Annotated in this window: 22 protein-coding genes and 1 pseudogene; 7 read left to right on the top strand and 16 right to left on the bottom strand. The window is 69.0% G+C overall.

What is annotated here, in order from left to right:
• Window positions 1-170: 170 nt before the first annotated feature.
• Window positions 171-944 (top strand): DUF5753 domain-containing protein, encoded by a 774-nt coding sequence (locus V4Y04_RS21580; RefSeq protein ID WP_332429888.1) that lies wholly within the window; start codon window positions 171-173, stop codon window positions 942-944.
• Between the two features lie 8 nt (window positions 945-952).
• Complete coding sequence (locus V4Y04_RS21575; protein ID WP_332429887.1) at window positions 953-1168, top strand: DUF397 domain-containing protein; 216 nt, start codon at window positions 953-955, stop codon at window positions 1166-1168.
• A gap of 30 nt (window positions 1169-1198) precedes the next feature.
• On the opposite strand, the gene V4Y04_RS21570 is transcribed toward V4Y04_RS21575, so the two are convergent.
• From V4Y04_RS21570 to V4Y04_RS21560, 3 genes and pseudogenes are all read right to left on the bottom strand, one after another.
• Entirely contained in the window at window positions 1199-1441 is a 243-nt protein-coding gene (locus V4Y04_RS21570; protein WP_443080057.1) for a zinc ribbon domain-containing protein, read from the bottom strand.
• A 107-nt stretch (window positions 1442-1548) separates the two neighbouring features.
• On the bottom strand, window positions 1549-3090 hold the full coding sequence (locus V4Y04_RS21565; RefSeq protein WP_332429885.1) for a M28 family metallopeptidase: 1542 nt from the start codon (window positions 3088-3090) through the stop codon (window positions 1549-1551).
• A gap of 315 nt (window positions 3091-3405) precedes the next feature.
• Window positions 3406-3603, bottom strand: a pseudogene (locus V4Y04_RS21560) (SulP family inorganic anion transporter); the annotation flags it as partial.
• A 220-nt stretch (window positions 3604-3823) separates the two neighbouring features.
• Here V4Y04_RS21560 and V4Y04_RS21555 point away from each other — a divergent pair.
• The 4 genes from V4Y04_RS21555 (at window position 3824) to V4Y04_RS21540 (ending at window position 6844) form a co-directional block, all read left to right on the top strand.
• A complete protein-coding gene (locus tag V4Y04_RS21555; protein WP_332429884.1) occupies window positions 3824-5386 on the top strand; it encodes a putative T7SS-secreted protein in 1563 nt (520 codons plus the stop codon).
• 3 nt (window positions 5387-5389) lie between these two features.
• A complete protein-coding gene (locus tag V4Y04_RS21550) occupies window positions 5390-5764 on the top strand; it encodes a hypothetical protein (protein ID WP_332429882.1) in 375 nt (124 codons plus the stop codon).
• A gap of 61 nt (window positions 5765-5825) precedes the next feature.
• Window positions 5826-6473 carry a hypothetical protein gene (locus V4Y04_RS21545; RefSeq protein ID WP_332429880.1) on the top strand — a complete coding sequence of 216 codons (648 nt, stop codon included), beginning with the start codon at window positions 5826-5828 and terminating at the stop codon, window positions 6471-6473.
• Window positions 6474-6508: 35 nt separating this feature from the next.
• Entirely contained in the window at window positions 6509-6844 is a 336-nt protein-coding gene (locus V4Y04_RS21540; protein WP_332429878.1) for a hypothetical protein, read from the top strand.
• A 202-nt stretch (window positions 6845-7046) separates the two neighbouring features.
• On the opposite strand, the gene V4Y04_RS21535 is transcribed toward V4Y04_RS21540, so the two are convergent.
• From V4Y04_RS21535 to V4Y04_RS21475, 13 genes are all read right to left on the bottom strand, one after another.
• Window positions 7047-7187 (bottom strand): hypothetical protein, encoded by a 141-nt coding sequence (locus tag V4Y04_RS21535; protein ID WP_332429876.1) that lies wholly within the window; start codon window positions 7185-7187, stop codon window positions 7047-7049.
• Window positions 7184-7669 carry a hypothetical protein gene (locus V4Y04_RS21530; protein ID WP_332429875.1) on the bottom strand — a complete coding sequence of 162 codons (486 nt, stop codon included), beginning with the start codon at window positions 7667-7669 and terminating at the stop codon, window positions 7184-7186. The genes V4Y04_RS21535 and V4Y04_RS21530 overlap by 4 nt, the downstream gene beginning before the upstream one ends.
• The gene (locus tag V4Y04_RS21525; protein WP_332429873.1) at window positions 7666-9000 is read right to left on the bottom strand and encodes a hypothetical protein; all 1335 of its coding nucleotides are present in this window, start codon (window positions 8998-9000) and stop codon (window positions 7666-7668) included. Before V4Y04_RS21525 ends, V4Y04_RS21530 begins: the two co-directional genes overlap by 4 nt.
• Window positions 9000-9206 carry a hypothetical protein gene (locus V4Y04_RS21520; protein ID WP_332429871.1) on the bottom strand — a complete coding sequence of 69 codons (207 nt, stop codon included), beginning with the start codon at window positions 9204-9206 and terminating at the stop codon, window positions 9000-9002. The genes V4Y04_RS21525 and V4Y04_RS21520 overlap by 1 nt, the downstream gene beginning before the upstream one ends.
• A gap of 26 nt (window positions 9207-9232) precedes the next feature.
• Window positions 9233-9694 carry a Tad domain-containing protein gene (locus V4Y04_RS21515; protein WP_332429869.1) on the bottom strand — a complete coding sequence of 154 codons (462 nt, stop codon included), beginning with the start codon at window positions 9692-9694 and terminating at the stop codon, window positions 9233-9235.
• A complete protein-coding gene (locus tag V4Y04_RS21510) occupies window positions 9691-10146 on the bottom strand; it encodes a TadE/TadG family type IV pilus assembly protein (protein WP_332429868.1) in 456 nt (151 codons plus the stop codon). The genes V4Y04_RS21515 and V4Y04_RS21510 overlap by 4 nt, the downstream gene beginning before the upstream one ends.
• Window positions 10147-10596 carry a TadE family protein gene (locus V4Y04_RS21505; protein ID WP_332429867.1) on the bottom strand — a complete coding sequence of 150 codons (450 nt, stop codon included), beginning with the start codon at window positions 10594-10596 and terminating at the stop codon, window positions 10147-10149.
• Window positions 10597-10667: 71 nt separating this feature from the next.
• A complete protein-coding gene (locus V4Y04_RS21500) occupies window positions 10668-10919 on the bottom strand; it encodes a hypothetical protein (protein ID WP_042176810.1) in 252 nt (83 codons plus the stop codon).
• Window positions 10920-11039: 120 nt separating this feature from the next.
• Window positions 11040-11948: a type II secretion system F family protein gene (locus V4Y04_RS21495; protein WP_332432948.1), complete on the bottom strand. Its 909-nt coding sequence runs from the start codon at window positions 11946-11948 to the stop codon at window positions 11040-11042.
• A gap of 14 nt (window positions 11949-11962) precedes the next feature.
• On the bottom strand, window positions 11963-12988 hold the full coding sequence (locus V4Y04_RS21490; protein ID WP_332432947.1) for a type II secretion system F family protein: 1026 nt from the start codon (window positions 12986-12988) through the stop codon (window positions 11963-11965).
• Window positions 12989-13250: 262 nt separating this feature from the next.
• Complete coding sequence (locus tag V4Y04_RS21485; protein WP_332429864.1) at window positions 13251-14558, bottom strand: CpaF family protein; 1308 nt, start codon at window positions 14556-14558, stop codon at window positions 13251-13253.
• On the bottom strand, window positions 14555-15589 hold the full coding sequence (locus V4Y04_RS21480; RefSeq protein ID WP_332429863.1) for a hypothetical protein: 1035 nt from the start codon (window positions 15587-15589) through the stop codon (window positions 14555-14557). Before V4Y04_RS21480 ends, V4Y04_RS21485 begins: the two co-directional genes overlap by 4 nt.
• A 17-nt stretch (window positions 15590-15606) precedes the next feature.
• A complete protein-coding gene (locus V4Y04_RS21475) occupies window positions 15607-16341 on the bottom strand; it encodes a hypothetical protein (protein ID WP_332429861.1) in 735 nt (244 codons plus the stop codon).
• A 519-nt stretch (window positions 16342-16860) separates the two neighbouring features.
• Between V4Y04_RS21475 and V4Y04_RS21470 the strand changes: the two genes are divergently transcribed.
• Window positions 16861-17595, top strand: a complete 735-nt coding sequence (locus V4Y04_RS21470) for a hypothetical protein (protein ID WP_332429860.1) — start codon at window positions 16861-16863, stop codon at window positions 17593-17595.
• Window positions 17596-17629: the final 34 nt, after the last annotated feature.

Genomic DNA, 17629 nt, shown 5'->3' with positions numbered 1-17629 from the left:
ATTTCCTAGTTTTAGGAAACTGCAAGCGGCTGCCGTATTCTGACCCTCGAACGAGGTACGTGGGTCAGGTACTTGAAACCAGGAGGCATCGGTTGCCGCCGAAGAGACATCTCACGGCCCGCAGGGTGCGATTGGGCGCTGAGCTGCGCAAACTGCGCGAGGCGACGGGCATGAAGTCCAGAGAAGCCGCGGAGCTGCTCGGCGCCGACTCCGTACAGATGAGCCAGATCGAGTCCGGTGTCGCGGGTGTGAGTGCCAAGCGCGTACGTCGCCTTGCGGCGCACTACGCCTGCACGGACGAGGGCTTGATCGACGCGCTCGCCACCATGGCCACCGACCGCACCCGTGGATGGTGGGAGGAGTACCGGGGAGTGCTGCCCCCGGTGTTCCTGGACACCGCAGAAGTCGAGCACCATGCGTCGGCCCTGCGCGAAATCGTGATCACGCACGTTCCTGGGCTGCTTCAGACCCCTGACTACGCCCGCGCGGTGTACACGTACATGCTGCCGGGCCTGCCCGAGAGCGAACTGACCCCTCGTGTGGAACACCGGATGCGGCGGCGTGCCGTGATCGAGGGTGACAACCCGACGCCGTACGAGACGATCATCCACGAGTTCGCCCTTCGGGTCCGTGTGGCCGACCGTCAGGTGACCCGGGCTCAACTCCGTCAGATCCTGGAGCAGATCGAGGACGGTCACGCGACCGTACGAGTCATCCCCACCAACCAGGACGACTTCGCCGGCGCCGAGGCCTCGATGATGCACGCACGCGGCCCCGTACCCCAGCTGGACACTGTGCTCCGGGACTTCCCTATCGGGACTGCCTTCATCGACGCGGAATCTCAACTGAACCAGCTTCGAACACTGTTCCGTAAAGTGGAGAAGGCGTCGCTGGACCCCGCAGCGTCGCAGGACTTCATCCACCGATTGACGAAGGAGCTGTGAGACGAGCCATGACCGAGCCCTTGCACTGGCGGAAGTCCTCGTTCTCCGGCGGCGGCGACGGCAATACCTGCGTCGAGATAGCAACCCTCCCCACCCGCATCGCCATACGCGACTCCAAACGCCCCACCCACGGCCCCCTCTCCTTCCCCGCCGGCGCTTTCGCGAACTTCGTCGCGACCCTCAAGGCCACCGACGTACCGGCCCTCCCCTGGACCCTTCGTTGACTTCCTCCACCTCGTGAACGAGGTGGATTCCTACGGCTCGCGCCGTGGGGGGTTCTGCTTCGTCGCCGACTGCCCGTCCGGAGAACTCCGCTGAGGTCTTACGACCTCACCCGCTCCACAGACAGCCACGGCCGGCCCGGCCGCCAGAAGGTTCTTCGCCGCGTTCACATCCCGGTCGTGGGTCGTGCCGCATGTGCAGGTCCAGGTGCGGACGTGCAGCGGCATCTTCTTCGCGGCGGCGGGTACGGCGCGCCTGCCGCAGGGCGGCGGCACCCGCCAGGGTCTCCCTCCGCAAGGAACCGTGGCGACTGCGCCTCCCGCCGCAGCATCGAGGGGGGAGGGCCGGACAGTCCGGCCCTCCCCCCTGTGTGTATGGGGAGTTACTCGGCGACCTCGTGGTCATGGCCTTCGTGCAGGCCACCACCGCTGCCCGCCGAGCCCTTGGTGTTCCGCGGCGCCACCGGCTTGCTCAGAAGGCTGGTGTCCCAGGCGTACTGGCCCACCGCGTTGGCGATGACGTCGACGTTGACGTCGAACGCCTTCATGCTGATGTTCTTCAGGTTGTCGCAAGCGGCGTGGTAGCAGGCGTCGTACGCGACACCGGCCTTACCGCCGTACCGCTTTGCCTGCTCGGCCGTCTTGACGCCCTCGGCGCCGGTGAAGGTGCCGCCCGAGGGGATGCCCACCTCGATGAACGGCCCGTAGTCCGACCGGCCGGTGAAGTCGGTGCCCTCGTACGGGGTGCGCCGGCTGTCCAGGTAGTCGGTGATCTGCCGCTCCAGCTGCGCCGAGCCCTCCGGGCCGGGGCCGGCACCGACCTGGTCGGAGTCGTCGCCGTCGTAGACGAACTGGGCGTGGTTCGGCGAGGCGATCATGTCGAAGTTCAGGTACAGCTTGACCTTCGCACGGTCCGCCGCCGAGAGGCCGTTCACGTACGCCTCCGAGCCCAGCAGGCCGAACTCCTCAGCCGACCACCAGGCGAAGCGCACCTTGTTCTTGGTCTTCTCGTGGGCGAGGTTCAGGGCCACGTCGAGGATGCCGGCGGAGCCGGAGCCGTTGTCGTTGATGCCCGGGCCGTCCGCCACCGAGTCCAGGTGGGCGCCGAACATCACCACGTTGTCGGCCTTGCCACCCTTGGTCTCGGCGATCACGTTGTGGGTGCGCCGGGTCTCCGAGAAGGTGCGGATCTCCAGGTTGACGGTCACGGTGCCGGCGGCGGCCTTGGCCGCGAGCGCCTCGCCGTCCGCCTGCGTGACGCCGCCTGCCGGGACCCTGGCGACGGACGGGTCGCCCAGGGTGCCGTTGAGCGCGCCCTCGGTGTTGTTGTAGATGATCGCGCCGACCGCGCCCGCACCGGCGGCGGTCTCCTGCTTCTCCGCGAAGGTGCAGCCGCCGCGCTTGATCAGCGCGATCTTGCCGGTGAACGTCTCGGAGGCGTAGTCCTCCTGCTCGCAGCCGGTGGTGTCGTCGACCGGCACCACCGCGACCGGGGCGGTGATGCCGCCGACCGGGCTGTTGGCGGAGTACGTCATGGCGGTCACCGGGACGTCCTGCTGCTGCGGCGACACCACCCGCAGGCTCTGCGCCAGCGTCTCGGTGAACGGGAAGTCGAACTCGTTCCGGGTCACCGAGTACCCGGCCTTCCGCAGCAGGCCTTCGACGTACTTGGCCGACTGCCGGTGCCCCTCCGACCCGGCCACCCGGGTGTTCCCGTTCTTGTCGGCGATCCGCTGGAACTGTCTCAGATGCTCGTGGGCATCCTTGGCGTCGCTCTTCTTGACGAGCTTCTTCGCGAGCTTGGCAGCCTCCTTGGCAGGGTCGCTGTGGGCGGAGGCGGCGCTCGATCCGATCAGCAGCAGCGGCGCTATGAGCCCTGCGACGGATACGGCGGCTACCGTGGTGCGGCGGTTCCGAGCGTTCAAAACGCTTCCTTTCGGCGGTCCATGAGGAATGGGCGTAAAACCGAAAACAGGCCGAACGACGTGCAGCGGTACTCCGGGCAGGCAGGAACGGCCGGATCGCTCTGCCTTCCCCTGCCACCGGCAAGAAGAAAGGTATCTGCTCAGTAAACGCTTGGTAATGGGTCGACGGGAATCTTCGGCGCCGGCGCCACCCGAACGCACCGATCGGCCGCCGGCCCACCCGAAGTCGGCTGGAAGCCACCAGTGCTGGCCAGGGCCGCATCAGGCACCGTTCGCCCCGTGGCGATGTGTCACCCGGTTGCTACGACGGGCGGTGCCGGAGAGGTCGATGACGACGTCGTCCGGGTCGCCCTTGTAGTCGAACTGGTGGACCAGGTCGTCGGAGGAGGCGAAGAACGGTTCGCCGGTGACGGAGTGGACGACCTGCTTGCCGTCGGGGTCGACCACCCCGGAGACGTCGGCCAGGTGGGCGACCCGCTTGGCGAAGATGACCATCGCGGCGATGGAGCCGACGCCCGCCGCGAGACGCCGCGCGCCCGCCTGGAGACGGCCGAAGGCTTCGCGGCAACGCTGCGCCGCCGCCTTCGCCGACTTCGTCGCATCTCTCAGGCTCCCGGGCGCACCCACCCGCCGCTGACAAGCCGGTTGAGTCCTCCCATCCCCTCGAACAGCTCCTGGTAGGTTCAAACGCGCTTTCTGGTAAGCGCGTTGCGAGTGTTACGGGGGTACACGCGTGTCCATCAGGCCGACCGACTGGCACGTGCTCGACCTGGAGAAGGACCCGACGCCGGGCGACCCGCAACGCATCCGCAGACTCGCCGGCACTCTGCACGACTTCGCCGACGACGTGGGCGAGGCCCTGCGCGACCTCAAGGGCATCGCCAAGGAGGACGAGATCCTCTCCTGGGCGGGCAAGACCGCGGACGTTTTCGCCGAGGAGTTCGCGGACGCCCCCAAGAAGCTGCGGAAGTTGAGGAAGTCGTACGACCTGGCGGGTGACGCGCTGACCACCTTCTGGCCCGACCTCCAGAACGCCCAGGAGAAGGCCGACAAGGCGCTGCGTGACGGCCGCAAGGCCCGCGACGAACTCACCACCGCACAGACGGCGTTGTCGGGTGCTGACGGCTGGGTCCGTACGGCGACCGAGAAGGTGGACTCGTACGACCCCGCGAAGAGCGGAGGCAGGGACGTCCCCGAGCCCGACGAGGCCGACGTCCGCCGCGCAACCCGCGACGCCCAGCATGCGAAGGCCCGCCAGGCCACGGCCGAGCGGAACGTCGAGAGCGCGCAGAGTGCCCTCGACGCGGCGAAGAAGCTCGCCGGTCAGGCGAAGGGCCTGCGCGAGGAGGCTGCCCGCCGGACGGTGACCAAGCTCAGGGAAGCCTCCGACGCCGGAATTCCCAACCGCCGCTGGTGGGAGGAGATCGGCGACTGGGTCACCGACCACTGGGACGAGATCGTCGTCGTCTGCAAATGGGTCGTGGCCGTCCTCGGCATCATCGTGATGATCGTCGGCGGCCCGCTGGGCTGGTTGGTCTTCGCGGCCGCCCTCATCGTGATGGCCGATACGTTACGGAAAGTCGTCAAAGGCGAGGCAGGCTGGGGCGACCTTCTCTGGGCGGCCCTTGACTGCATACCCGCGACCAAAGGTCTCACGAGCCTCGCCAAGCTCGGCAAGCTGTGGAAGGCCGGAGGGCTGAAAGCCCTCGGCGCCGGAGCCATGGGCGGTATCGGCGGCGGCATCCAAGGTCTTGCCACCGGAATCCGGAACGGATCAGCCAATGTCGTCTCGACCGTCAAGGGACTGGCCTCCCGCGGCAAGAGTCCGCTGTCCTTCAATGTCCAATCGTTCAAGGACGGCAGGCCAGGCCTGTTGGTATTCAAACCCGGAGACCCTCTGCTCCGAAGCATGAACCGCATCAAAAAACAGGGCACTTATGATGTGGGAATTCATGGATCTCCCACATCCGTGGGCTATCAAATCAAAGACGGCGCCGCACATCTTGCCGAAAACTGGCACAGCTTCAACCATCGCGAAATAGCATCATTGATGCGTGCCCATGGATGGAACGGCGAACCTGTGCGACTCCTTTCTTGCCAAACCGGCGTAAAGCCGGACGGGTTCGCCCAGAACTTGGCGAACAACCTTGGCGTCACGGTCGAGGCCCCCAATGACTTCCTCTGGGTGTACCCTCACGGGAAAACGGCCGTGGCACCGTTCGACGACGCCGGCAAGTCCATTCATCCGACCATTCGCGGCGCATTCGAAACCTTCCACCCCAACGGAGTGAAGTAGCACATGATCAAGGTCCCTGCACCTCACCGCATTGGCGAACCTGAAGTGGAAGAAGTTTTCCTTCCCAACACGCTCACCGAGGAGTTGGCCGGTCGGCTTTCCAGCTTCTTGGAAGAAGCCGAGCCTTTGCTGTTCTCACCGGGAACCCTGCCGGACCCCTTTTCAGACTCCCCGGGCATGCAAGTACGCGTTGGCATCATGACCGACGGAGAATGGGTGTGGCATCTCGCTTGGTCGGACTACGTCCAGTACCACCGCGTTTCCCCACCACGCGAGTTCATCGAACACGTGGCCGCGTTGGGCTACCGGGCTCCAGAGATCAGCGTCGAGCGAGCCATGGAGATCGTAGAGGCCGAGGGTATCCCCCTGCCCGAATGAGACAGGGCATGGGCCAGGGGAAAAGAACAGAGACATTGAATCAGGCTGGAAACTCTGAATAATGAACGAAAAACAGTCCGTAAGCACTGAATCTCTGGACACCCTCTTCGGTATCTCAATTTCTGTTCCCGAGTCCTGGTGGGAGTTCGAGGTCCGTCCCGAAGGCCGCGAGGCAACCATCCGGGCCCTGGTCGACGAGCGGACCCGGGAACTTCCCGAACTAGCCCCCTACCGCACCGACCTGACCACCATGCTCCGCAAGATGGCGAAGGACGCCCACGACTCCGGCGCCATCTACCTGGGCTGCATGGCCGAGAACTTCGACGGCGTCCCGCTCTCCGCGACCGTCACCGTGTCCGTCCTCGGCGCCAAGAACGAGCAGGGTGTGGCCCTGTCCACCGATCCCCGGGCCATCGCCGAGAGCCTGGGCACGATCACCGCTCGCCGCGAGGGCGACGTCTGGCGCGAGGTCACGACCGTGGAGATTCCCGAGGTGGGCACGACCGCGCGGACGTACGGGGTGGAGGACGTGCCCGTCGCGCGGGGTGACAGCCGTACCCTCCGTATGGTGCTGACCCAGACGTACATTCCCGTCCCGGGAACCACCGACCAGGTCGTCCTCGTCTCCGGAGCCAGCCCGGTGCTGGACCTCGCCGAGGCGTTCCACGACATCTTCGACGCCGTGACCAGCACCTTCCGCTTCGTCTGAGCCGATCAGCAGATCCGCAGAGAGGACTCCGGACCATGGGCAAGAGCGACCTCGCACTCCCGCTGACGGAGATGGAGGACTACGGGCGCCGGCTGCGGTCGCTCAAGACACGGTTGAACCACACCAAGAAGCTCTTCGAGTCCTACAAGGACGACATCGGCGACGGCAGCGTCAATGACGCACTCTCCGATTTCGAGTCCAACTGGGAGGACGGCCGCGAGGACATCACCCAGCAGCTCGACGCGCTCGCGAGCATGTCCGACGCCGTGGTCCGCGAGTTCAAGAAACTCGACGACGAACTCACCAAGCAGGTCAACGAAAAGATGAAGGTCAAGGACGAGCGGGGCGGCAAGAGTGGCGGTGCCAAGTAGGGGCGCGAGAGGTTCATCGGCTCGACGGACGTGGGTCGACCGGCTCACACCCTGTGCCGGCGCCGGGCTTCATCCGCCACTTGACGAAGAAGCTGTGAGACCGGCCGGGACAGAGGCACTGCGCCGGTGCGGGTTCTCTTTCCCCCAGCGCGGATGACGGTGTCCGCCCCGTCCCTGCCATCGCCACCACCACCGAACCGCGTCACAGGTGCAGCGTCCGGGCGATGCCGTCCACGATGCCTTCCAGGGGTTCGTCCAGGACCGGTTCCGTCCAGGACACCAGAAGAGTGACGGCCGCGGGCATCGTCTCCGGTCGGACGCCGTAGAAGAGGGTGCGGATCACCGGACGCGGCCCGAGGAGGCGTTTCCTGCCCCTCCCTCTCCTGCCCCGGTCGACGCGTCGCCTTGCGGACCCGTACGGCCGTACCCGCCGCCAGTTCCTCGACGCTCACCTCCGTCGCCGCGGCCGGGTCGGCGTCCTGGGCGAACGCCCGCGCCAGAGCGTCCGGCGGCAGCGGTTCGGCGTGGCGGAGCGGGGGCCAGACTCACCAGCAATGAGGCGGGGACGGTGAAGGGGCCCGCCTCCTGGAGGCTGAGGTACAGCTCGATGCCGCCGCCGCGGTGCGCCTCGGCGGCACGGTGGCGCAGGTCCGCGCGCAGCTCCTCCTTGAGGTGCGGCGCGTTGTCGATACCGTGGAACTGCCGCTCCACCAGCGCGTCGACCGACCTGTCCCGCTGCTCCGGGTCCAGCGGAATCCGGAACCAGCCCTCGGGCAGGAGCAGACGGTAGTCGGCGGGCGGGGCGGTCTTCTCCGTGTGTGTCATCGAGTGGCTTCCCTGGATTTCTGTGCCGGAACCGGCCGGTCGAGCAGGAGCCGGCCGCGTAGCTGGTGGGTCGCGTACGGCACGGCCTGCAGGACGAGGCCGAGAGCCCCCATGAGGATCGCGGCGGCCGCCGGTCCGGAGGCCGTCTCCGTGATCCGCAGGCCCTGGATCACGGAGAAGAAGGAGCCGAAGGCCATGACGGCGGTGGAGGACACCCCGGCGACGGTGCCGGGGAACCGCGCTATGCGACGGGCTTCCCCTCCGGTCCGGGGCAGCAGTCCCGTGCCCAGCACCGGGCCCTTGGGCCAGGTCCCCTTACCGCCCAGGCGGCGTTCGGACACCGCCGGTCCGGCGGCCCGGCGCAGCCGCGACCATCCTGCGGCGCCCTCCTCACCACCGAACCACAGGTCCCACGGGAACACCGCCCGCACCTGCTCCCCGGGGCCCCGGAGCTCGACACCGACCGGTCGGCCCGCGCTGTCCTCCACCCGGACCAGCGAGGTCACCGCGTGCGGGCCGGACAGCGCGAACCAGTACTCCTGGCCGCCCAGGTCGCGCAGGACGAGGTCCCGGTCCTGTATCCGGATCTCGGTGTCCCGACGGGACCTGACCGTCTCCCCGGCTCCCCGCGCGGGACTGGGCCGGACCCGTTCACGGACGACGGGGTCGTGGCGCCTCGTCCGCAGCCGGGTCCAGAGCCGCAGCGCCAGCCGTGCCACGGGCGCGGAGAAGGCGGTCGCGGCGAGCAGCAGGACCACCCAGGGGACCGTCGTGTCCGAGAAGACGACCAGCGTGAACACGGCGAACCACACACTCCCGGCGACGGCGCGCACGCCCCAGTACCAGAGCGGGAAGGAACGTCCCGGGCCGAGGGAGGTGCCCGTGCCCTTCGAGGCCACCAGAGGATCGTTTCTGTCCCGTGCCACGTGCAGCGGTATCCCCGCGGCCCGCAGCAGCCCGGCCACACCCGACCGGGCGAGCAACTGCTCCCCCCGCACGGACCTCGCGGGCAGCGCGGGTGCCTCGGGCAGCCAGTCCTCGATGTCGAAGCGGCCGATCAGCGCCCCGTCCCTGTCCTGCAGTTGCACCTCTCCCCAGGAACCAGGGAGGCCGGGTCCCCCACGCGCCTCGGCCCCGCGCGTCCCGTCCCCGCCCGCCGCGTCGACGAACACGGCGCGGGTGATTCCGGCGGTTCCGCCGACCGGAAAGCGGCGGGAGCGGCCGGGGGTACGCAGGACGAGGGCGCCGTCCTGTGCGAAGAGACGGGAGGCGTGGCACCGTTCCAGGCCGGGGCCGCGCGAGGCGGCCGGCCTGAGGGCGTGCTCGGGCATCACCGGGTGGCCCCGTCGTAGAGGGAGGCGACCCTGCCGTGGACACTCTCCGCGTCAGCGGCGACGCCGTTGACCGTGGCGTCGGCCCAGACGTTGGTCCGGCCGGTGAAGTGGTTCAGCGCACTGCCGGCCGCGGGGCAGTTCCCGCGCAGCCGGCTCGATGCTGTCAAGACCGGGACGACCGTGCCCGCCTTCTCATCCCTCATTCCGCGCCCTCACTCCCGCCCTCGGCTCAGCCGACCTCGTTCTCCGCCACCGCCTGGCCGCGGACGACCACGTCGCCGCCGTAGAACACGCCGGTGAAGACGGGTGAGTACGTCAACTGGACCTGTACCTCGACCCCCTGGGCGCTCGCCGCCACGCAGTGGGTGCCGGCGACGTCCGCGCCGGACATGTCCATCTCGCGGGCGAAGGCCTTCACCCGGGCGTCGCAGTTCTCGTAGTTGATGGGCGCGGGCTCGTCCACGTTCTCGTACAGGGCCTCGCGGTCGATGTCCTGGGCGGCGTAGCGGGCGGCCTGTTCGGCGATGTCGGCGGCGCGCTCGCGCTGGGAGATGGAGAGGCCGCCGTCGATGACGAAGGCCGCGAGGGAGATGAAGACCAGCGCGAAGACGATGACCGCGCCGGCGCCCGAGCCGCGGTCGTCGAATCTCGGCCCGCGATACGTCAGCCACGTACGCACACGTGCTCTCACGCCGTCCTCCGGTACGGGTCCAGCGGTGAACTGAAGCTCGCGGACAGGGTCGTCGGGATGTTCAGGCCCAGCGTGGCCAGTCCGCGGACCTCGCAGCTCACCTCGACCGTGAAAAGGGTGTCCGGTTCGAAGCCCTGGCTGGTCTGTACGACGTTCACCGGGCCCGAGCAGATGTCCGCGAGGTTCGCCTCGGCCGCGTTGCGCGCCTCCGCCATCGCCCGTCCATGGTCCTTCTGGATGGAGCCCGCGCGTGCCGCGTCCCGGGCCGCGCCGTCCAGCGCACCGCGACCGCTCACCAGTTGGCCGAACGCCACCAGCACCAGGATGAACAGGATCATCACCGGGGCGAGGATCACCACCTCGATGGTGGACAGTCCTCGGTCGCCGCCGGCGACACCGTCACGGCCGGCCGCTCGCAGGCGTGTTCCGACGCGAGAGAGGGCTGCGCGCATTCAGTCCTCCCCCTCTTCCACGAACCGCTCAACCGGCCCCGCCGACCGTGCGTGCACCGTCAGGTCGAAGCCCGGGAACACCGTCGGGATGCGGGCCGTGATCTCCACGCCCACCGTGTCCTGCTCCGGCTGGAGCATCCTCACGTCCGGCGACAGCACCAGCCGCGGGCCCAGTTGCCGGATGTAGCTGTCCACCACGTCCCGCGCCTCGCCCTGCCAGCCGCCCGGCTGGGCGTCCGCCGTCGCCCGTGCCTTGCGAGCGCCCGCCTGCGCCGCCGCCTGGGCGACGTGGTCCGCGAAGAAGTACAGCGCGAACTGCACCGTCGCGAAGATCATGAAGAACAGGACAGGCGTGAGCAGCACGAACTCGATCGCGGTCATGCCGGAGTCACCGCGGGCGGAGGCGGCCTCCACCCGTCGGCGTACCCAGCGACATACGCGCACCGGCATTCCCCGTCCCAGTCCTCTCGCGGTCCTGTCCTCGACCTGCGGTCCTGTCCTCGGCCTCGGCGTACGTACGCTCAGCAGGTGCTGCCGGCGTTCGCGCCCTTGATGCAGTCACCGACCTTGTTGGCGCCCTCGCTCAGGGCGGCGTTGATGATGGCGGCGACCACGCCGACGATCGCGACGACGACCGCGGAGATGATGACCCACTCCACCGCGGAGGCGCCGCGGTCCAGTTCGCCGGAGCGGGCGCGCTCCACACGGGCCTGCATGAAGGTGACCAGGAAGTCCACGGCGGGGATGCCGGTGTGGAAGGTACGTCCGTTCATGACGCTTCGTCCTCTCGTGTTCGGTTCACAGATGCTCTGACGTACGGTTCACGGCTGTTGGTTCGCAAGGGGCGGTGCAGGTCTCATGGTGCGCGGTGACACCGCTCCCGTTCACGGTTCTCACACCTGGAACACCCTCATCGCCGCCGGGAAGATCAGGAACACGAGGAACCCCGCGCACAGCAGCAGCTGCGCCACGAGCATCGACTGGGACTTCTCGCCCGCGCTGCCCTCGATCTCGGAGAGTTCGCGGTGGCGCATGGTCTCCGCGCGGGAGGCGAGGGACTCGCGGACCTTGGCGCCGTCGTCCGCGACCAGGGCGAGCGAGGCGGAGAGGTCCTTCAGCTCCTCGACGCCCAGCTCCTCACCGAGCTGCCCGAGCGCCTGCCACTGGCTGATACCGGTGATCCGGGCGTCGGCGAGGGCGTTGCGGATGCGCTGCGTCGCCCAGCCGTCGGACACCTCGGCCGCCGCCATCAACGCCTCGGGCAGGCCCCGCCCGCCGGCCAGGCTCATCGACACCAGGTCCAGGTAGGCGCCGATGACCCGGCGCAGGTCGCGCCGCTTCTCGGCGGCGTCCCGGCGCACCTCCAGGTCGGGCAGGAAGAAGAAGACGACCGCGCAGAGCAGGGCCAGCCAGACCGGGACGATCGGGCTGCGGCTGAAGCCGAGCGTCCAGACGACCGCGAAGAGGAACGGTCCGAAGAACAGGCCCCCCGCCGCCAGCAGCACCTTCGTCGCCAGGAACTTCTCCCAGCTCCGTTCCAGTACGGCCAGATCGGCGCGCAGCGAACGCTGCTCCCAGCCCTGCTGAAGATAGAACTCGGCGATGCGCGCGCCCACTTCGCCACGCAGTGACGCGAACCGTCCGGTGTCCTTCTGCGTGCGGGCCGACCCGTACGCCGCGCCCCGCGCCCGCATCGCGTCGATCCGGGCGACCTGGGCGACCGCGCTGCGCTTGGTGGGCATCAGGGCCCGGATCAGGACGTAGACGCCCAGACCGAGGACCGCGCCGACGACCACCGGCATCGTCAGTTCGTCGTTCACCGTCGTACCCCCCTGCCCTGCTGGCCCCTGCCCTGCTGATCCCGGCCTTGTTGGTCCCTGCCCTGCGGGAGCCGCAGTGACGGCGCGTTCCCCCGCTCCGCCTGCTGCTGTGCCGTGGCGGTCGCCGCCCCCGGCGTACGGGGCCGTACGAACTGGACCGCCGCCTCGTCGCGTACCAGGAAGCGTTCGGGCGTCTCGATGGTGGACAGCTTGCGCAGCCACCAGAAGCCGAGCGCGAACAGCCCGCAGACACAGGCGAGTACGAGCTGGCCCACGGCCGTTCCGTACGGCTCGACGAAGTCCCGGTTGAAGACGGCCAGTCCGAGGACGAACGCGATCGTGACCGCGACGACGATCTGCACCGACCGCCGGGTGGAGGCCCGTTGGGCCATGACGCGCTGCCGCATGTCGACCTCTTCGCGCGCCGACTTGGCCAGGGCGCCCAGTACCTGCCGCAGGCCGGGGCCGCGCAGCTTGGCGTTGAGGATGAGCGCGGCGACGATGATGTCGGCGGAGGCGTCGTCGATCTCGTCGGCGAGATACTGGAGCGCCTCGGGCAGCGGGGTGCGGGAGCGCAGCCGGTCGACGAGCGCGTCGAGATGGGGGCGCAGGACGGGTGCGGCCGCCCGTGCCGACGCCGGGATGGCCTGTTCGAGGCCCACCGCGCCGGCGATGGTGTCGCGCAGCGACTCCGTCCAGGACGCCAGGGCCTCCACGCGCCGCATGGCGGCCCGCTCCTCCGCTGCTCCGCCGAAGAGGCGGTCCCAGAAGAAGACGAGGACGGCGGCGGCGACACCGGCGACGGTCCAGCGGGTCAGCAGCAGCACGGCGAGGCCGACGATCGCGGCGAGGGAGCCGCGCCGGCCCGCGAACCGGATCAGCTCGGCGGCGCGCTCGCCCGTCTTCCGCTTCTCGTGCTCCGGCTTGGCGGGCAGTCCGCGCACGGCGACGACGAACAGCGCGAGGCCGCCGCCGACGGCGACGCCGCACACGAGCGCGTACAGGACGGTGGTGGAGAACAGGCTGCCGAGCGAGCCGAGCGAGGCAGCGGTGGTGGTGAGGTCCGTGCCGGCGGTGAGGTCCGTGCCGGCGGTGAGGTCCGTGCCGGCGGTGAGGTCTGTGGCAGCGGTGAGGTCCGTGGCGGCGGTGAGGTCTGTGGCAGCGGTGAGGTCCGTGGCGGCGGTGAGGTCTGTGGCAGCGGTGAGGTCCGTGGCGGCGGTGAGGTCTGTGGCAGCGGTGAGGTCCGTGGCGGCGGTGAGGTTCGTGGTCGTACGGATCACCGGGTCACCCCCACGTTCCGCTGGGCCGGTAGCCGTGGGCCATCAGTTCCTCCAGGCAGGCGACGGGGGCGTGCGGCACAACCCGGCCGTCGGGCGTCCGGGCGAACACCTCGCTGGACAGGACGCGTCCGTCGACGCCGTTGACCTCGCGGACGGAGGTGACCATGCGCTGGAGCCGGCCGCCGCTCTGGAACTCGTTGCGCCGCTCGACGAAGACGACGAAGTTCACCGCGCCCGCGATCAGCATCTGGCTGGCCTCGATGGGCAGTCGCTCCGTCGCCTGCAGCGCGTACGTCGAAATACGGTTGAAGACCTCGCTGGAGCTGTTGGCGTGGATCGTGGACAGCGAACCGTCGTTGCCCTGCGACATCGCGTTCAGCATCGTCACGATCTCGTCGCCGAGCACCTCACCGACGATGACCCGCGAGGGGTTCATGCGCAGTGACCGCCGCACCAGCTCCGCCATGGAGATGGCGCCCTGTCCCTCGGAGTTGGGCAGGCGTTCCTCGAACGCCACGACGTTGGGGTGGAGTTCGGGGAAGGAGTCGAGGCCGAGCTCCAGGGCGCGTTCGACGGTGATGAGCCGTTCGTGCGGCGGGATCTCGTTGGCGAGGGCGCGCAGCAGCGTCGTCTTGCCGGCGTTCGTGGCGCCCGCGATCATGACGTTCTTGCGGGCGCGCACCGCGCAGGCCAGGAAGTGCCCCAACTCGGGTGTGAGCGTGCCGTTCCCAACCATGTCGGAGATGAACACCTTGCCCAGCCGGGCCCGCCGGATGGACAGCGCGGGACGCCTGGTCACATCCATGACGGCGGAGAGCCGGGAGCCGTCCGGCAGCCGCAGGTCGAGCTGCGGGTTCGCGGAGTCGAAGGGCCGGGAGGAGAGACCGGAGTACGCGCCGAGCACCTGGATCAGCTCGATGAGCTCCTCGTCGGTCTCGGCGACGGGCTCGCCCTGCACCTCATGGCCGTCCGCATAGCCGACGAAGACCTGGTCGCAGCCGTTGATGTCGATGTTCTCGACCTCGGGGTCGTCGAGCAGCGGCTGGAGCCGCCCGACGCCGAACAGCGCGGCGTGCACGGCGGCCGCGTACTGCTCCTCGGTCTCGGCGTCCAGCGGCGTACGGCCCGCGTTGATCTCGGAGCGGGCCTGTTCCTCGAGGATCTGGGCTATGACGGCCCGCGCGAACTGGCGCTCGTCCTCGGTGGACATCGGCGTGACGCCGTTGACCTGGTCGAGGCGGCGCTGTTCTGAGATGCGGTCACCGGCGTCCTGACGGAACCGCTTGACCAGTTGATGGTCGACAGCGGTCATCGCCCGGCTCCGGCACGGCCGTCGGACGACCGGCCGCCGCCCTGCGGGCTGCCCTGCGGGGCGGCCCGCTGACCGGGCTGACCCGGCTGGTGCTGCTGACCGGGCTGCTCCGGCTGGTGCTGCTGGGCCGAGGGCGCGTACTGGCCCTGCTGCTGAGGCTGAGACTGGTGCTGGGCCTGCCGCGGTTGCTGAGGCTCATGGGACTGATGGGGCTGTACCGCGTGAGCGGAAGCGGACCAGGCGGCGCCGTACTGCTGGTACAGGTCGGCGGTCACCTTGCGGGCGGTGCGGATCAGCAGCGACTTGTCGAGTCGGCCCCGCCTGCGGCCCGCCAACTGCTCGGCGCCCGCCTGGTCGTCGGCGAGGGTGCCGACCACGCGGGCACCGGTCTGGGCGTGCACGAGCATGTCGTTGACCTGCGAGGCGAGCTTGGCCGCACTGCCGGTGTCGGCGATCAGGACGACACCGACCATCGGGCTGCCCGGCCCGGCGACGCGCGCACCACCGTTCAGTTTGCCGGCCAGGGCGGCGGCACGGTCCCGGACCCGGGCGAGCGCCTCCGGTTCGGTACGCGAGACGAGCAGGACGAGGGAGGCGTGCGGGAACAGCTCGACGGCCGGGGTGTCACCGCTGATCCGCCCGCAGTCGGCGATGACGTCGGCGGCCGCGTGCGGGGAGTCGGCGAGGGAGGCGAAGGCACGCCCGAGGGTCGGCCACAGCCCGGCGAGGCCGGCGGCCTGCTCGGAGTTGCCGAGTCCGACGAGCACTTCGAGGCCGCCGCTCAACGGCTGAACGTGGTCCCACAGTTGGTCGGGCACGAGTCCGCGGCGCGCGGTGGCGGCGATGGACAGCATGCCGGTGTTGGGGTTGAGCGGACCGCCGTGGGCGGCGGCGCTGCGGTAGACGAGGTCACCGCCCGCCGGGTCGGTCTCGGCGAGCAGTACACGCCGCGGCCAGACCGCCGCGAGAGCGACGGCCGCGGTGGTGACGCCGGGGGAACCCTTGTCGGCGGCGAGGGCGATCAAGGCCATGAGTGGGGTGCCGCCTTCTAGTTGCCAGGAACGAGGACGAGAGCCACCTCGCCGTTGGAGGCGGCCTGGGTGAGCGCGGCGGCCTGGGCACTGTCGACGACCAGCGTCACGGGCAGGTTGGCACTGCTGACGATGCTGCCGTCGCCGTCCTTCTGTTCCGGAACGGAAGCCACACGAGCCTGCTCGACGATCACGGAACCGCCGGCGCCCGCCGTGGAGCCGCCGTCCTCGTCGGCCTCGCTCCCGGAACTCGACGCCCTGCCGCCGACGCGGTACGCGGCGACGGTGTCGCCGGACTCGATCCCGTTCGGGTACTGCCCTTCCTTGAGGGCCAGTCCGACGATGGACTTGCCGTCCGGGACCTTGGCCTCGCTGCCGAACATCTCGCCGACGGCGACGACGTTGGCGGGGATGGTGCTGACGGCCTTGAGCTTCTTCAGCGCGGACAGCTGGGTCCACTCGATGTAGTGGATCCCGGGATCCTCGACGACGAGAACCGACGTCACATTGCTGCCCGTGACCGCCTGTCCCGCCGGAATCTCCTTGGTCACCTTGACGACCTCGATCCGGTCCCCCACCTGGAGCACCAGCATCGTGGCGCCGAGCGCGCCCACGAGGATCAGCAGCACCGCGAGCGCGGCCAACGCGGGTTTACGCTCGCGAGGCGGCGTGGGAAGCCGGTCACCGACCGACGGCTGAGCCGGAGCGGCGGAACGCCCCGCGCCCGCCCCCGTACGCTCCTGGATCTTCACGCAACCGCTCCCCGTACATCCAAGACGATGTCTGCCAAGTACCCCGGAAATTCAGACACTTCACCCACGCCCACTCGCACACAGACATGCGGGACGCGCTGGGCCCATCGGCCCGGCCCTGGCCAGTAACCAGCGCTGAGGTGAGTGTCAAACCATGGCACCGTACCAGTCACACATGACCCCCTCAAGGCACACCCAACGTCACGAACACCACCGGGTACATCGTTGCTCGTCTGCAATTGCGGCATCAACCGAACCCTTGCAGAACTCTGTTGGCAACTGCTCCGACGGACAGGACAGCACCTGTGCGAGAGCGAACCGACGAGACGCCCAAGCCACCGCCACAGCTGTCCGATTCATCACGCCCCACCCATGAGGTCTGCACGAATCACTCACGAGGGCTTTTACGGACCATGCCATGATCTCCGGTCTGGTCAGTCCGGCCGGACGGCTCGCGGTGGCCGGCGCGCCACCTACCCCCTCCCCCACGAACTCCACGAGCCCAAGGAACCCCCTCCGATGAAGCGCACAACGGCCCTGGCTGCCGCCTCCGCAGTCGCCCTGGTACTGACCTCCGTACTGACGGCCTGTTCCAGCCCCGAACCCGACGCCACGGGCTTCAAGCCGGAGAGTTCGCCGTCCACCTCCCGGGCGAGGGAACTCACGCCCGACCAGCAGCCGGCCAAGCTCATGGTCACCGACGCGGACGTCTCCGGATACGACGTGCAGCCGCCCTCCGACGACTCCGTCTTCGCCGAGTCCCAGGACGACGTCACGGTGGACAAGCCGGCCTGCGCCCCACTGGCGTACGCGATGAACCAACTCCCCCTGGGCGAACCGAAGGCCGACCTGACACGGGTACTGTCAAACAAGGAGAACGGACTCAACGGCGCGCACACCTACATCACGCTCACCACCTACGCGTCCGGCGGCGCGAAGACGGCGCTGGCCGGCCTGGGGAAGGCGGTGGACGCCTGCGGCTCCGGTTTCACCGCGAAGGCGGACGGCACGAGCACGTACGACTCGGTCACGGCCGAGGATCCGGTGGAGGAGACCGGCGACGAGACCCTGCCCTTCGCGTCGGAGCTGACCTTCCGCGGCGCGACCCACACCTTGCACACCCAGGCCGTACGCAACGACGACGTCCTCGCCGTCTTCTTCTCCGTCAACGGCCTCGCCATCGCCAACAGCCGTCCGAGCGACGCAGAGCTGGAACCAGCAGTGGTGAAGGCCCAGAACGCGAAGCTGGGCTGAGCTGAGACCGTCCGTGAGTAACCCCTCCCGTGCA

It is taken from the genome of Streptomyces sp. P9-A2 (genome assembly GCF_036634175.1).
Lineage (GTDB): Bacteria > Actinomycetota > Actinomycetes > Streptomycetales > Streptomycetaceae > Streptomyces > Streptomyces pratens.
The sequence above is the reverse complement of the archived record's forward strand: the minus strand, read 5'-3'. Positions and strand labels throughout refer to the sequence as shown.